This window comes from Halomonas sp. HK25 (assembly GCF_047795635.1).
Taxonomy (GTDB): Bacteria; Pseudomonadota; Gammaproteobacteria; order Pseudomonadales; family Halomonadaceae; genus Halomonas.
The window spans coordinates 214611-229918 of sequence record NZ_CP181044.1 but is presented as its reverse complement, the minus strand read 5'-3'; the positions used below and the strand labels follow the sequence as shown (position 1 = coordinate 229918).

11 protein-coding genes, 2 tRNA genes and 3 rRNA genes are annotated in these 15308 nt (G+C 63.2%); 4 read left to right on the top strand and 12 right to left on the bottom strand.

Annotated features, from left to right (window positions below):
- The first annotated feature begins 14 nt into the window (after positions 1 to 14).
- Positions 15 to 788, top strand: a complete 774-nt coding sequence (hisF, locus tag ACM26W_RS01055; RefSeq protein ID WP_416139027.1) for an imidazole glycerol phosphate synthase subunit HisF — start codon at positions 15 to 17, stop codon at positions 786 to 788.
- A gap of 20 nt (positions 789 to 808) precedes the next feature.
- A complete protein-coding gene (locus ACM26W_RS01050; RefSeq protein WP_416139025.1) occupies positions 809 to 1336 on the top strand; it encodes a hypothetical protein in 528 nt (175 codons plus the stop codon).
- A gap of 38 nt (positions 1337 to 1374) precedes the next feature.
- On the opposite strand, the gene ACM26W_RS01045 is transcribed toward ACM26W_RS01050, so the two are convergent.
- Positions 1375 to 1968 carry a YjaG family protein gene (locus ACM26W_RS01045; protein ID WP_416139024.1) on the bottom strand — a complete coding sequence of 198 codons (594 nt, stop codon included), beginning with the start codon at positions 1966 to 1968 and terminating at the stop codon, positions 1375 to 1377.
- A 25-nt stretch (positions 1969 to 1993) separates the two neighbouring features.
- On the bottom strand, positions 1994 to 2287 hold the full coding sequence (locus ACM26W_RS01040; protein WP_416139023.1) for an MGMT family protein: 294 nt from the start codon (positions 2285 to 2287) through the stop codon (positions 1994 to 1996).
- Between the two features lie 50 nt (positions 2288 to 2337).
- Here ACM26W_RS01040 and ACM26W_RS01035 point away from each other — a divergent pair, with 50 nt between their 5' ends.
- Positions 2338 to 3033 (top strand): type 1 glutamine amidotransferase, encoded by a 696-nt coding sequence (locus tag ACM26W_RS01035; RefSeq protein WP_416139022.1) that lies wholly within the window; start codon positions 2338 to 2340, stop codon positions 3031 to 3033.
- A gap of 6 nt (positions 3034 to 3039) precedes the next feature.
- Here the strand turns inward: ACM26W_RS01035 and mnmH are convergent, their stop codons facing one another.
- From mnmH to ACM26W_RS01010, 5 genes are all read right to left on the bottom strand, one after another.
- A complete protein-coding gene (gene mnmH / locus ACM26W_RS01030) occupies positions 3040 to 4170 on the bottom strand; it encodes a tRNA 2-selenouridine(34) synthase MnmH (RefSeq protein ID WP_416139021.1) in 1131 nt (376 codons plus the stop codon).
- Complete coding sequence (gene selD, locus ACM26W_RS01025; RefSeq protein ID WP_416139020.1) at positions 4167 to 5204, bottom strand: selenide, water dikinase SelD; 1038 nt, start codon at positions 5202 to 5204, stop codon at positions 4167 to 4169. Before selD ends, mnmH begins: the two co-directional genes overlap by 4 nt.
- Positions 5205 to 5268: 64 nt before the next feature.
- Complete coding sequence (gene radA / locus ACM26W_RS01020; RefSeq protein WP_416139019.1) at positions 5269 to 6648, bottom strand: DNA repair protein RadA; 1380 nt, start codon at positions 6646 to 6648, stop codon at positions 5269 to 5271.
- Positions 6649 to 6722: 74 nt separating this feature from the next.
- On the bottom strand, positions 6723 to 7172 hold the full coding sequence (locus ACM26W_RS01015; RefSeq protein WP_416139018.1) for a copper resistance protein NlpE N-terminal domain-containing protein: 450 nt from the start codon (positions 7170 to 7172) through the stop codon (positions 6723 to 6725).
- 108 nt (positions 7173 to 7280) lie between these two features.
- On the bottom strand, positions 7281 to 8177 hold the full coding sequence (locus ACM26W_RS01010; protein WP_416139017.1) for an AEC family transporter: 897 nt from the start codon (positions 8175 to 8177) through the stop codon (positions 7281 to 7283).
- 125 nt (positions 8178 to 8302) lie between these two features.
- Between ACM26W_RS01010 and hisC the strand changes: the two genes are divergently transcribed.
- Positions 8303 to 9358 carry a histidinol-phosphate transaminase gene (gene hisC / locus ACM26W_RS01005; RefSeq protein WP_416139016.1) on the top strand — a complete coding sequence of 352 codons (1056 nt, stop codon included), beginning with the start codon at positions 8303 to 8305 and terminating at the stop codon, positions 9356 to 9358.
- A 118-nt stretch (positions 9359 to 9476) separates the two neighbouring features.
- Here hisC and rrf read toward each other — a convergent pair.
- From rrf to ACM26W_RS00980, 5 genes are all read right to left on the bottom strand, one after another.
- Positions 9477 to 9592: ribosomal RNA gene (gene rrf / locus ACM26W_RS01000) — 5S ribosomal RNA — on the bottom strand.
- Between the two features lie 84 nt (positions 9593 to 9676).
- Positions 9677 to 12577: ribosomal RNA gene (locus tag ACM26W_RS00995) — 23S ribosomal RNA — on the bottom strand.
- Between the two features lie 276 nt (positions 12578 to 12853).
- Positions 12854 to 12929 (bottom strand) — tRNA-Ala (locus tag ACM26W_RS00990).
- 205 nt (positions 12930 to 13134) lie between these two features.
- Positions 13135 to 13211 (bottom strand) — tRNA-Ile (locus ACM26W_RS00985).
- 98 nt (positions 13212 to 13309) lie between these two features.
- Positions 13310 to 14864: ribosomal RNA gene (locus ACM26W_RS00980) — 16S ribosomal RNA — on the bottom strand.
- Together the 16S, 23S and 5S rRNA genes with 2 tRNA genes alongside form the textbook arrangement of a ribosomal RNA operon.
- Between the last annotated feature and the right edge of the window lie 444 nt (positions 14865 to 15308).

Below are 15308 nucleotides of genomic sequence, written 5' to 3'. Positions count from 1 at the left end.
GCCGGGAGCTGAACATGGGACTGGCCAAGCGCATCATCCCCTGTCTGGACGTCGACGCCGGCCGCGTGGTCAAGGGCGTCAACTTCATTGGTATCCGCGACGCCGGCGACCCGGTGGAGATCGCCCAGCGCTACAACCAGCAGGGCGCCGACGAGATCACCTTTCTCGACATCACGGCCAGCCACGAGGACCGTGACACCACGGTGGAGATGGTCGAGCGCATCGCCGGCGAGGTGTTCATTCCGTTGACCGTGGGCGGCGGCATCCGCACCTGCGATGACATCCGCACCATGCTCAACGCCGGCGCGGACAAGGTCTCGATCAACACCGCCGCCGTGACCAACCCCGAATTCGTGCGTGAGGCTTCCGAGCGCTTCGGCAGCCAGTGCATCGTGGTGGCCATCGACGCCAAGCGGGTCTCCGCCGAGGGAGAGCCGCCGCGGTGGGAGATCTTCACCCACGGCGGACGCCGGCCCACCGGGCTGGATGCCGTGGAGTGGGCGAAGAAGATGGTGGAGTACGGTGCCGGCGAGTTGCTGCTCACCAGCATGGATCGCGATGGCACCAAGGTCGGCTTCGACCTGGGCGTGACACGGGCGATCGCCGACGCGGTGAGCGTGCCGGTGATCGCCTCGGGTGGGGTCGGCAACCTCGACCACCTGGTGGAGGGCGTGCTCGAGGGCGGTGCCGATGCGGTGCTGGCCGCCAGTATCTTCCACTTCGGCGAGTACTCCATCCCGGAGGCCAAGCGCTATATGGCCGAGCGCGGGATCGAGATGCGTCTCTGAGCCCCGCGGGAGAAGACCGGATGTCACGGCGAACTCGACTGGCCACCGCCCTGCTGCTGGGCGCCCCGCTGCTGGCCCCCTCCTCCGTCATGGCGGAGGCTGGTAGCTGGCGCGAGCAGCTGGACTGGCCACCCGCCATGGAGCTCGACCATGTGCTGGTGCAGACCAGTCTCTACACCGACCACTTCAGCCCGGACCCGAACCACACCAACAACCAGCAGCTGATCGGCGTGGAACTGCACAACCCCGACCTGTGGTTCACGGGGCTCGCACGCTTCAAGAACTCCTTCAACCAGGACTCTCTCTACCTCTACGTGGGGCGCGAGCTGACGATGTGGGAGTCCGGCGACACCCGCATCCGCGCCAAGCTGACCGCCGGTGCCCTGCACGGCTACCGGGGCGAGTACCGCGACAAGATCCCCTTCAACCGCTACGGGGTCGCCCCGGGGATCCTGCCCACGCTCGGGGCAAGCTGGAAGCGCCTGGAGGCCGACCTGATCCTGTTCGGCACGGCCGGCATGATGGTCACCGCCGGGGTGCGCTTCTAGTCCAGCGCCCTGCTGGTCGAGATGGCCAGTCGAGACAGTTAGTCGAGCGAGAGACCCAGGTTGCTGACGCCCTCGTTGCGCCCCAGTCGGCGCAGCGCCTTCAGCGCGTCACGATCCAGCGGGCCCTCGACGGCCTCGAGCACCGCGTCCTGGAAGTCGTTCTCGTCCGCCATCAGCGGATGGCCGCGCACCAGGGCGGCCAACCGCTCGCCGTCTACCTCGCCCTCGGTCAGTTCGATAAAGGCCCGCACGCCCCCACGCGAGGCCTTGCTGACCTCCAGCACCGCCTCCGGGGCCTCCCCCTGAAGGGTGTCAAGCAGGGCCGAGAGCGCCGCCAGCGCCTCGGAGGCGCGGCGGGCGCCGAAGCTGTCGTCATCGGCCCGGGGCGCCAGCTCGGCGAGCTTCTCCGCCTGCAGGGCGAAGTCGATCTTCGCGCCCTTCACCGCCAGGCGCTCCCACACCAGGTCGAGGATGGCCCGCAGCGCCTGCGGGTTACCCTGTCCGGTGCCCTGGGCATTGAGCGCCTGGCAATAGAAACCATAGTTGGGCAGCAATCGCTCGCAGAGCGCCGCCATGAAGGCCTGCCGGGAGCGCGGCTCGAGCTCTTGCAGGCGCTGGTAGAAACCGCTCATGGACTCTCCTTGGAATATCAGTGTCTCATGGCCAGAGGCACTCGGCCGGTGCCCGGCCGCGGGCATCCAGCACGATGCCCTCGGCGGCGAGGCGCTCGCGCTGCTCCGCCGCGCCGGGATGGTCGGCCAGCTTGCGCGAGGCGGTGATGACGCGAAACCACGGCAGGCCGTGGCCCTCGGGCAGCTCGCGCAGGGCCCGGGCCACCGATCGGGGCGTGGCGCCCTCGGTCATGGCGGCGATGCGACCGTAGGTGGTCACACGCCCGGGCGGAATGGCCGCCAGGATCGTCAGAATCTGTTCACGCAGAGCCGGCTTCATGTACCCTTGCGCCCCCTGTCTGGCTGCAAACCATCGATGGCGAGGTCCCCATGCATCTTCACCTGCTCCAGCACAGCCACCATCAGGGGCCGGCACGCCTGGCCGACTGGCTCTCCAGCATGGGACACAGCCATACGGTGTTCCACCTGGACGCGGGCGAGACGCCACCCAGGCTCGCCGACTGCGACGCCCTGGTGGTGCTCGACGGCCCGCTCGGCCCGCTGGACGAGGCCAGTCAGCCCTGGCTCAAGCGAGAACGCAAGCTGGTCGAGCGCGCCCTGGACAGCCGCAAGCCGCTGCTCGGGATCGGCTTGGGCGCCAGACTGATCGCCGAGCATCTGGGCGCCGTAACGGCCCGCGGCACCCACGCGGAGATCGGCTGGCATCGAGTCACTCTGGCCCCGGAAAGCCCGCTGGACCTGCCCGAGCGCTTCGACGCCTTCATGTGGCATCGCGAGGTGTTCGCGCTGCCCGAGGACGCCCTGCCGCTGGGCGGCAGCGAGGCGAGCCCGCTGCTGGGCTTCAGCTGGGACGCCGGCCGGGTAGTGGGCCTGCTCTGCCACCTGGAGGTCACGCGAGAGAGCGTGGAGGCACTGCTCGCGAACGGGACGCTGCCCGACGGCAGCGAACGGAGCCCTCACACCCAATCCCGCGAAACCATGCTCGCCGATCCCCAGCGTTTCGTCCGCCTGGCGCCGCTGCTCGACCGGCTGCTCAGCCAGTGGCTGCGTCCACGGGCGGCCTGACCAGGCCTAGCTACCCGACACAACGTCTGCGACCCGCCCGGCCCTCACCTGTTCGGTGGACCATTCGCGAGCGGCGGCCAGACAGCTCTCCCAATCGCCCACGTGCAGAAAGCGCTGTTCGGAATGCTTCTCCAGCTGGTAGCGGTACATGGGGTCGTAGTACTCGGTGAGCAGCGGCGCCAGCCACGCCTCATGGGCCTGGCGATTGCCCTGCGCGTGTTCGTGGAAGGCCAATGCCTGCAGCCGCTGCAGCCGATCGAGCCGGGCGCGGCCCAGGCGCTTGCGCAGCCGGGCGAGTGAGCCGGCTAGCTGCTTTTGCATCAGCGCCCAGCCCAGCCATTCGCCGCACTGCTTCCGGTAGACCTCCCAGAGGTCGTCGATGTAGTCCTTGTGGATCTGCGCCAGGCGCCAGTCCAGAGGCATCTCCACCCGCAGCCGAGGCGCCAGCTCCATGGCCCGCCAGAAGGTGAGCGGCAGGTTGGCGGTGCCGATATGGCGGGACTCATCCTCGACCACGATGGGGCCCGGCAAATCGAGCAGGCGCCGCCCCATGGCGTGCTCGAAGTCGATCTGGCTCGGGGCCGGCAGCGGGTGGCGGCCGAAGGCCGACCCCTTGTGGCGGGCGCAGCCCTCCAGGTCGAGGCCGTTGTCGAGTGCCAGGATCAGCGCGGTCTTGGCGCATCCAGTGAGGCCGCCCACCACCAGCAGCGGCTGTTCGGCGGCGGCGTCGATGTGTGAGCAGAGCGCCTGGCGCATCGCCTTCCAGCCGCCGCGGATGCGCGGGCGGGTCACGCCTGCCTCGGCGATCCACTGCTGGGCGACCTGCGAGCGCAACCCGCCACGGAAACAGTAGACGATGGCATCGGGGTGCCTCTCCAGGACCCGCATCCAGGCGCTGACGCGGGCCACCTTGCTGGCGCCGCTGACCAGACGCTGACCGAGTTCGATGGCCGCCTGCTGACCGCGCTGTTTGTACTCGATGCCGACCAGGCGGCGCTCCTCGTCATCCATCAGCGGAAGGTTGATCGCCCCGGGCAGTGCGCCCTGGGCGAACTCCACGGGAGCGCGCACGTCGATCAGCACCCGCCTCTCGCGCAGCAGCGCGAGATCAGGCTCGACCAGCGGCAGCTCGCTCATCCGCGCACCTTGATCAGCCCGGGGCCATCGGCCTTGACCATCTCGCCGAAGGGCACGAGCTCGATGCCGTGATCGCGACCGATGCGCTCCACGTCGTCCTCCCAGGCGGGGTCCACCGAGAGCAGCAAGCCACCGGAGGTCTGGGGGTCGCACAGCCACTGCCAGTGAACCTCGTCCATGTCGGGCAGGCTCGCGCCCAGCGCCTGGCGATTGCGCAGGGTGCCACCGGGCACCGCACCCTGGCGGCGGTAGGCCTCCGCCTCGGCGAGTCGCGGCAGGCGGCGGAAGTCCACCCGCGCCGCCACACCGCTGGCCGCGCACACCTCTGCCAGGTGACCTGCCAGGCCGAAGCCGGTGATGTCGGTCATGGCATTGACGCCCTTCACCTTGGCCAGCGCCACGCCGATGCGGTTGGACTTGAGCATGGTCTCTCTGGCCAGGGACTGGTGGCCGGGCTCGAGCAGTCCCTTCTTCTCGGCGGTGGTGAGCATGCCCACCCCCAGTGGCTTGGTGAGGAACAACAAGTCGCCTGGCTTCGCCCCCTTGTTGAGCTTGAGGTGCTCGAGGTCTACCAGGCCGTTCACCGCCAGGCCGAAGATCGGCTCCGGCGCATCGATGGAGTGGCCGCCGGCCAGGGCCAGACCCAGTTCGCGGCACACCGCCTGGGCACCGGCCAGCACGTCGCCGGCCACCTCGGCGGGCAGCTTGTCCAGCGGCCAGCCCAGAATACCCAGGGCCAGCACCGGGGTGCCGCCCATGGCGAAGACGTCGCTGATGGCATTGGTGGCGGCAATGCGCCCGAAATCGAAAGGATCATCGACGATGGGCATGAAGAAGTCGGTGGTGGCAATCATGCCGCGGCCGTCACCCAGGTCGTAGACGGCGGCATCCTCACGCCCCTGGTTGCCGACGATCAGCCGCGAATGGGTGGCACCCGGGCCGGCCTTGGCCAGAATGCCGTCCAGCACGTCGGGGGCGATCTTGCAGCCACAGCCGGCGCCGTGGCTGTACTGGGTCAGGCGGATGGCGCTCATCGTGTTCTCCTTGGCGTTGGTTAGCGACATTCTACAGCATGCACGGCGGGGCTTCGGCCATGGATCACAGCGCCTCCAGTGCCTCGGCGAGCTTGTCCACGGCGACCACCTCCATGCCCGGCGGCGACGTCTTCGGCGCATTGCCGCGCGGGACGATGGCACGGGTGAAGCCATGCTTGGCGGCCTCGACGATACGCTCCTGGCCGCTGGGCACCGGGCGGATCTCACCGGAGAGCCCCACTTCGCCGAAAACCACCAGCTCGCGGGGCAGCGGCCGGCTCTGCAGGCTCGAGACCACCGCCAGCAGCACGGCGAGATCCGCGCTGGTCTCCAGTACCTTCACGCCGCCCACCACATTGAGGAAGACGTCCTGATCGCCGGTAAAGAGACCGCCATGGCGGTGCAGCACGGCCAACAGCATGGCCAGACGGTTCGGGTCCAGGCCCACGGCGACCCGCCGCGGGTTGCCCAGGGCGGAATCGTCGAGCAGCGCCTGCACCTCGACGAGGATCGGTCGGGTGCCCTCCCAGACCACCATGACCAGGCTGCCCGGGGCCTCCTCCTGGGTGCGTGAGAGGAAGATGGCGCTGGGATTCTTCACCTCCTTGAGGCCGTGCTCGAGCATGGCGAAGACGCCCAACTCGTTGACCGCCCCGAAGCGGTTCTTCTGGCCGCGCAGGGTTCGGAAGCGGGAATCCGCGCCCCCTTCCAGCAGCAGCGAGGCGTCGATCATGTGCTCGAGCACCTTGGGGCCGGCCAGGGTGCCATCCTTGGTGACGTGGCCGACCAGCAGCAGCACGGTATTGGAATGCTTGGCGAAGCGGGTCAGCGCCGCGGCGGACTCGCGCACCTGAGCCACGCCGCCCGGCGTCGAAGCGATATCCTCCAGGTGCATGGTCTGGATGGAGTCGATGACGAGGATCTCCGGGCGTTCGCGCTCGGCCACGGCAAGGATGGTCTCGACACTGGTCTCGGCCAGCATCTTCAGTCCCTGGACCGGCAGCTGCAGCCGATGGGCGCGCATCGCCACCTGGGAGAGCGACTCCTCGCCGGTGACATAGAGCACGCGGCGCGACTGGGCCAGCTTGCAGGCGGTCTGCAGCAGCAGGGTCGACTTGCCCGCCCCGGGGTTGCCGCCCAGCAATACCGCCGAACCCGGCACCAGGCCACCGCCCAGCACTCGGTCGAACTCGCCGAAGGTGGAAGATAGCCGGGGCACCTCGGAGAGGTCCACGTTGGCCAGATCCACCACCTCCCGGCTCAGGGCGCCCGCGTAGCCGCTACGTCCGCTGGGGCCTCCCGCACCGCCGGCACCGGGGCGCGCTGCGGAAAGGCGCACCTCGCTCAAGGTGTTCCACTCCTGGCAGCTGCCGCACTGCCCCTGCCACTTGCTGTATTCGGCGCCGCATTCGGTGCAGACGAAGGCGCTCTTTGCCTTTGCCATGGCTCCTCGCCTCTCGGGGGGTCAAACGCAGAGGGCGGCCGATGGGCCGCCCTCTGCACGCTATGCGCTGGCGATTACAGGCGCTGCAGCTGCAGCATCTCGCTGTTCTGGAAGCGACGCCGCTGGGGGTCGATCAACTCCAGGGTCTGCTCGTCGAGGCGCAGGAAGTAGTAGATCTGGCCCTCGCCGTCCGGCGTCAGCTCATAGACGGTGGCATCCGGCTCGGTGGCGGTGCCATCCAGCACCTCCCAGTTGCCTGCATAGTTCTCGTTGGGCGGATCCTGGGGGTGTGCGCGATAGGAGGCCTGAAGGGTAAAGGTTCGCTCCTGGGGCTGACTCTGCTCGTCCCCCTGCAGCACGACATCGAGGTCGATGCCATCACAGTTGCGGCACGGCAGGGTACCTTGATAGCGCTCCTCACCGACCTGGACGCCGGGGGCTTCGGGGCCGGGAGCCGGGCCGGCAGCGCAGCCGGCCAGCAGCGCGAGCATGGCCGATCCCGCAAGCAAGGTCCTGATTTGCATGTGTGTCCTCCTGAGCAGTGGGCAATGACACCGTCTTTCACGGCGGCCTGACTGACAGCATAACCTCTCACGCCACTGGCGGACAGTCCGCCACCTTGCCCAGCCTCCTCAGCCTACCCCCGGGTAGACATGTCCGAATACCAGAGCCAGCACCACCGGCATCACCACCAGCGCCCCCAGGTTGCCGATCAGCACCAGCGAGGCCACCTTGTGGGGCTCCTGGCGGTACTGCTCTGCTACCAGGTAGTTGAGCACCGCCGGCGGCAGCGCTGCGAACACCCAGAGCGCCGCGGCCTGCAGGCCGGAGAGCCCCAGCAGCCAGATCAAGGGCAGTGCCAGTACCAACCCCGACAGCGGACAGAGCAGCGCCCCGAGCATGCCGGTCTTCCAGTCCCCGAAGTCGATATCGAGCATCCGCACGCCAAGCGCGAAGAGCAGCAGCGGGATACACACGCCCCCCAGCATGTGCAGCGCCTCGAGCAGCCAGCCGAGGAGCGGCACCCCGGCCAGGTTGACGGCGAGCCCGGCGATACTCGCTAGCACGATGGGCATGCGCAGGATCCGCCACAGCGGTGTCCCGGGGCTGAGCATCCAGAGCCCCAGCGAGAAGTGCAACAGCATCTCGACGATGAACAGCACCACCGCGGCGGGTAGCGCCGCCTCGCCGAAGGCCAGCAGCAGCAACGGAATACCCATGTTCCCGGAGTTGTTGAACATCATCGGCGGCAGGAAGGTCTTGGGATTCAGCTTCAGCCATTTCACCAGGGGCCAGAGCAGAACCCCGGAGCCCACCACGATCACCGCCCCGCCGATCGCCAGCCCGACATACTCCTCCAGCGGCGCCTGCCCATCGGCCAGCACCGCAAACACCAGCATGGGCACGAAAAGCTCCATGTTGAGGGTGTTAATGCTGCGGATGTCCGGCGTACGAAATCGGCCATAGAGGGTGCCGCAGCCGGCGATAAGAAACACCGGCAACAGGGTGGCGAGGATCTGGGCAGTCATGGGGGATCCCGTTGAATTCGAATCTGCAGAAGTACTCCCAGACTAGCACGGCGCCGGCTTGCGCGGCTGCTCCGGTCAGGTCACCATGAGCCGAGCCCCCTACTCTTGCCAACAAGCGAGCGACCATGAGCAAGTTCTGGAGTCCCAGGGTGCGCGAGCTGACGCCCTATATCCCCGGCGAGCAGCCCCGCGAACGCCTGATAAAGCTGAACACCAACGAGAACCCCTATCCGCCGGCCCCGGGCGTGGGTGCCGTGTTGCGCGAATACCCCACCGATCACCTGCGGCTCTATCCCGACCCGGAATCCCGCGCGCTGCGCGAGGCCCTGGCCAGGGAGTTCGGCGCCGAGGTCGAACAGGTCTTTGTCGGCAACGGTTCCGACGAAGTGCTGGCATTGGCCTTCCAGGCCTTCTTCTGTCAGCAGCGGCCGCTGGAGATGCCGGAGACCACCTACAGCTTCTATCCGGTCTACTGCCGGCTGTATGGCATCGAGCGGCGCGCCCTGCCGCTGACCTCCGGCCACGAGGTGGACCTGGCGGCCTTCTCCAGCGACAGCGGCGGAGCCATCTTCGCCAATCCCAACGCCCCCACCGGCCACGGCCATGGCCGCGAGGCGATCGCCGAACTGCTCGGGCGGGTGACCGACTCCGTGGTCCTGGTGGACGAGGCCTACGTGGACTTCGGGGGTGAGAGCGCCATTCCTCTGGTGGCCAGCCATCCCAATCTGCTGGTGACCGGCACCTTCTCCAAGTCGCGCAGCCTGGCCGGCCTTCGCCTTGGCTACGCGGTGGGCTCCCGGGAGCTGATCGAGGGACTTACCCGAGTCAAGGACTCCTTCAACTCCTACCCCGTCGACAGCCTGGCCAGCGCCGTGGCCATCGCCGCCCTGGAAGATCACGAACACTTCGAAGCCTGCCGCGAGAAGGTGATCACCACCCGGGAGCGTACTCGCACCCGGATGGAGAAGCTCGGCTTTCGCGTTCTGCCCTCCCAGGCAAACTTCGTGCTGGTGACCCACCCGGAGCATGATGCCGCACAGTTGTTCGCTGGCCTCCGCGAACGCGGCATTCTGGTGCGCCACTTCAACACCGAGGTGCTGCGTGACTTTCTGCGTATCACCATCGGCACCGAGGACGAGATGGACAGCCTGGTGGAGACCTTCGAGGCGATCTGCCGCTGACCCCCTGACCAGTCGCCCTGAAAAACGCCAGCCCACGGCTGGCGTTCTCCTTTGCCAGTGCTCCGGCCAGAAACGACGAAACCCCAGCCTCTTTCGAAGCTGGGGTTTCTGAAAAGGTGCCTGACGATGACCTACTCTCACATGGGGAGACCCCACACTACCATCGGCGCTGAGCGGTTTCACTGCTGAGTTCGGCATGGGATCAGGTGGTTCACGCACGCTATGGTCGTCAGGCGAAAAACGGTGAATCATGCTGACGTCGAGACGTCTCAATCGTATCCGCTGTCCTCTGTCATCGACAGACCACTTGGGTGTTATATGGTCAAGCCTCACGGGCCATTAGTACAGGTTAGCTCAACGCCTTGCAGCGCTTCCACACCCTGCCTATCAACCAGCTGGTCTCGCTGGGCCCTTCAGGAGGCTCAAGGCCTCAGGGAAGTCTCATCTTGAAGGGGGCTTCCCGCTTAGATGCTTTCAGCGGTTATCCTGTCCGCACATAGCTACCCGGCAATGCCACTGGCGTGACAACCGGAACACCAGAGGTGCGTCCACTCCGGTCCTCTCGTACTAGGAGCAGCTCTTCTCAAACTTCCAACGCCCACGGCAGATAGGGACCGAACTGTCTCACGACGTTCTAAACCCAGCTCGCGTACCACTTTAAATGGCGAACAGCCATACCCTTGGGACCGACTTCAGCCCCAGGATGTGATGAGCCGACATCGAGGTGCCAAACACCGCCGTCGATGTGAACTCTTGGGCGGTATCAGCCTGTTATCCCCGGAGTACCTTTTATCCGTTGAGCGATGGCCCTTCCATACAGAACCACCGGATCACTAGAACCTGCTTTCGCACCTGCTCGACGTGTCTGTCTCGCAGTCAAGCACCCTTATGCTCTTGCACTCACTGCACGATTTCCAACCGTGCTGAGGGTACCTTCGTGCTCCTCCGTTACGCTTTGGGAGGAGACCGCCCCAGTCAAACTACCCACCACACACGGTCCTCGATCCGGATAACGGACCTGAGTTAGAACGCCAATGATGCCAGGCTGGTATTTCAAGGTTGGCTCCACCCGAACTGGCGTCCGGGTTTCCTAGCCTCCCAGCTATCCTACACAAGCAACATCAGCGTCCAGTGTGAAGCTATAGTAAAGGTTCACGGGGTCTTTCCGTCTAGCCGCGGGTACACAGCATCTTCACTGCGATTTCAATTTCACTGAGTCTCGGGTGGAGACAGCGTGGCCATCATTACGCCATTCGTGCAGGTCGGAACTTACCCGACAAGGAATTTCGCTACCTTAGGACCGTTATAGTTACGGCCGCCGTTTACCGGGGCTTCGATCAGGAGCTTCGCTTGCGCTAACACCATCAATTAACCTTCCGGCACCGGGCAGGCGTCACACCCTATACGTCCGCTTGCGCGTTTGCAGAGTGCTGTGTTTTTAATAAACAGTTGCAGCCACCTGGTATCTTCGACCGCCTCGTGCTCGGGGAGCCAGTCCCTCTACACTAACGCGGCGTGCCTTCTCCCGAAGTTACGGCACCATTTTGCCTAGTTCCTTCACCCGAGTTCTCTCAAGCGCCTGGGTATTCTCTACCTGACCACCTGTGTCGGTTTGGGGTACGGTCCCACTGTATCTGAAGCTTAGAGGCTTTTCCTGGAAGCGTGGCATCGATGACTTCCTGACCGTGGTCAGTTCGTCTCGCGTCTCGGCCGTCTCAGTGAAGAGAGTGATCCGGATTTTCCTGAATCACTGGCCTACTCGCTTTCACCAGGACAACCAACGCCTGGCTCACCTAGCCTTCTTCGTCCCCCCATCGCAATACAGTGAGGTACGGGAATATTGACCCGTTTCCCATCGACTACGCCTTTCGGCCTCGCCTTAGGGGCCGACTCACTCTGCTCCGATTAGCGTCGAACAGAAACCCTTGGTCTTCCGGCGGGGGAGTTTTTCACTCCCCTTGTCGTTACTCATGTCAGCATTCGCACTCGTGATACCTCCAGCAGACTTCTCAATCCACCTTCATCGGCTTACACGACGCTCCTCTACCGCTCATCCAGAGGATGAACCCGTAGCTTCGGTACCTGGTTTGAGCCCCGTTACATCTTCCGCGCAGGCCGACTCGACTAGTGAGCTATTACGCTTTCTTTAAAGGATGGCTGCTTCTAAGCCAACCTCCTAGCTGTCTGAGCCTTCCCACATCGTTTCCCACTTAACCAGGATTTCGGGACCTTAGCTGACGGTCTGGGTTGTTTCCCTTTTCACAACGGACGTTAGCACCCGCTGTGTGTCTCCCACGCTGCACTCACCGGTATTCGGAGTTTGCCTCGGGTTGGTAAGTCGGGATGACCCCCTAGCCGAAACAGTGCTCTACCCCCGGTGGTGATACGTGAGGCGCTACCTAAATAGCTTTCGAGGAGAACCAGCTATCTCCGGGCTTGATTAGCCTTTCACTCCGATCCACAAGTCATCCAAATCTTTTTCAACAGATCCTGGTTCGGTCCTCCAGTTGATGTTACTCAACCTTCAACCTGCTCATGGATAGATCGCCCGGTTTCGGGTCTATTTCCAGCGACTGGTCGCCCAGTTAAGACTCGGTTTCCCTACGCCTCCCCTAATCGGTTAAGCTCGCCACTGAAAATAAGTCGCTGACCCATTATACAAAAGGTACGCGGTCACAGAACATGTCTGCTCCCACTGCTTGTACGCACACGGTTTCAGGATCTATTTCACTCCCCTCGCCGGGGTTCTTTTCGCCTTTCCCTCACGGTACTGGTTCACTATCGGTCAGCCAGGAGTATTTAGCCTTGGAGGATGGTCCCCCCATGTTCAGTCAGGGTTTCTCGTGCCCCGACCTACTCGATTTCACATGATCAGACTTTCGACTACGGGGCTATCACCCACTATGGCCGTGCTTCCCAGCACGTTCGTCTAATCAGTCACATGCTTAAGGGCTGGTCCCCGTTCGCTCGCCGCTACTGGGGGAATCTCGGTTGATTTCTTTTCCTCGGGGTACTTAGATGTTTCAGTTCCCCCGGTTCGCCTCCCAACACCTATGGATTCAGTGTGGGATACCCTGCTGATGCAGGGTGGGTTTCCCCATTCAGAGATGCCCGGGTCGCAGGTCGTTTGCCACCTCGCCGAGCCTTATCGCAGGCTACCACGTCTTTCATCGCCTCTGGCTGCCTAGGCATCCACCGTGTGCGCTTCATCGCTTGACCATATAACCCCAAGGGGTCTGATCTGCGATGACAGTTTGACAATTGCCGGATACGCTTGAAACATATCTCGTGTTCTTTCCTTGCGGAAAGAACGTTTGTCAGCATGATTCACATTGTTAAAGAGCAGTTAAAGCTGGAAGCTTTAAGCTGGAAGCTGGAAGAGCTGCCCGCCGCGTGGCAGGTGTCTCGTTCAGCGCCTAGCTTAAGGCTTACGCTTTGTTGTCGACTGTTGTGGCCTTACTTCACGCTTCAGGCTTTCAGCTTCAAGCTTGAGAGTGGTGGAGCCTAGCGGGATCGAACCGCTGACCTCCTGCGTGCAAGGCAGGCGCTCTCCCAGCTGAGCTAAGGCCCCTGAACCGAAGCTAGAAGCGGTAAGCTTGAAGAAAAACCCGGCGTAGTGAGCACTCGGGGTTGTCTTCTAGCTTCAAGCTTATGGCTTACAGCTTGTCATGGTGGGTCTGGGCAGATTTGAAATAAACCCCGCGACCTCACCCTTCTCTTTGCAGAACTTCCGGGGGTGCGCTCTAACCAACTGAGCGTCCCGGCCGTTCAGAGAATGGTGGGTCTGGGCAGATTTGAACTGCCGACCTCACCCTTATCAGGGGTGCGCTCTAACCAACTGAGCTACAGACCCGGCTTCCAACCACTGGGCCGTTGACCCAAACAGTCTTTTGCTCTGGTCGATCAGGTAATTCATTGTGAGCACTTGCCGCGTGTCGGCGACGTCGTCGTTAAGGAGGTGATCCAGCCGCAGGTTCCCCTACGGCTACCTTGTTACGACTTCACCCCAGTCATGAACCACACCGTGGTGATCGCTCCCCCGAGGGTTAAGCTAACCACTTCTGGTGCAGTCCACTCCCATGGTGTGACGGGCGGTGTGTACAAGGCCCGGGAACGTATTCACCGTGACATTCTGATTCACGATTACTAGCGATTCCGACTTCACGGAGTCGAGTTGCAGACTCCGATCCGGACTGAGACCGGCTTTTCGGGATTAGCTCCACCTCGCGGCTTCGCAACCCTTTGTACCGGCCATTGTAGCACGTGTGTAGCCCTACCCGTAAGGGCCATGATGACTTGACGTCGTCCCCACCTTCCTCCGGTTTGTCACCGGCAGTCTCCTTAGAGTTCCCGGCATGACCCGCTGGCAAATAAGGACAAGGGTTGCGCTCGTTACGGGACTTAACCCAACATTTCACAACACGAGCTGACGACAGCCATGCAGCACCTGTCTATGCGCTCCCGAAGGCACCAAGGTATCTCTACCAAGTTCGCACGATGTCAAGGGTAGGTAAGGTTCTTCGCGTTGCATCGAATTAAACCACATGCTCCACCGCTTGTGCGGGCCCCCGTCAATTCATTTGAGTTTTAACCTTGCGGCCGTACTCCCCAGGCGGTCGACTTATCGCGTTAACTGCGCCACAAAGGTCTCAAGGACCCCAACGGCTAGTCGACATCGTTTACGGCGTGGACTACCAGGGTATCTAATCCTGTTTGCTACCCACGCTTTCGCACCTCAGCGTCAGTGTCAGTCCAGAAGGCCGCCTTCGCCACTGGTATTCCTCCCGATCTCTACGCATTTCACCGCTACACCGGGAATTCTACCTTCCTCTCCTGCACTCTAGCCTGACAGTTCCGGATGCCGTTCCCAGGTTGAGCCCGGGGCTTTCACAACCGGCTTATCAGACCGCCTACGCGCGCTTTACGCCCAGTAATTCCGATTAACGCTCGCACCCTCCGTATTACCGCGGCTGCTGGCACGGAGTTAGCCGGTGCTTCTTCTGTGGGTGATGTCCTTCCTCGAGGGTATTGGCCCCAAGGCTTTCTTCCCCACTGAAAGTGCTTTACAACCCGAAGGCCTTCTTCACACACGCGGCATGGCTGGATCAGGCTTGCGCCCATTGTCCAATATTCCCCACTGCTGCCTCCCGTAGGAGTTCGGGCCGTGTCTCAGTCCCGATGTGGCTGATCATCCTCTCAGACCAGCTACGGATCGTCGCCTTGGTGAGCCATTACCTCACCAACCAGCTAATCCGGCATAGGCTCATCCGATAGCGCAAGGTCCCCATTCCGAAGAACACGGATCCCCTGCTTTCTCCCGTAGGACGTATGCGGTATTAGCCTGGGTTTCCCCAGGTTATCCCCCACTACCGGGCAGATTCCTATGCATTACTCACCCGTCCGCCGCTCGTCAGCATCCAGCAAGCTGGACCTGTTACCGCTCGACTTGCATGTGTTAGGCCTGCCGCCAGCGTTCAATCTGAGCCATGATCAAACTCTTCAGTTTACGATCATATAGTCCTTACCCTTCAAGGAAGGAAGCGGACCAAACTTGGCTCAAGGGTCAAACGTTCTCAAAAAGCTCCGAGGAGCTTTGACGAGTCGCTTGCCTTGATGTTTCAGTGACTGGTCACCGACACATCGACAAGCGCCCACATGAATTACCTGATCGATTGTTAAAGAGCGGCTCCGGACTCTCAGAGAGCGGAGCGTCTCGCTTGCCGTCGTGACGTGAGCCTCAGCTCCCGTCTCGCCAGCGCCCTGCGAGGAAGGCGTATTCTACCGATTCGCCTCAGCGTGTCAAGCGGCGGTTGGCGGTGCCTGGCACCCCGTCCTGAGTCCCGCTGACCGCTTCACCCGGCGTAACCAAGGTGACGGCGTATCGAGTGGGCGCATTCTACCGAATCCGCGGTGAGTGTCAAGCGAGCGATCCTCCGAACCTTCCGAAAAA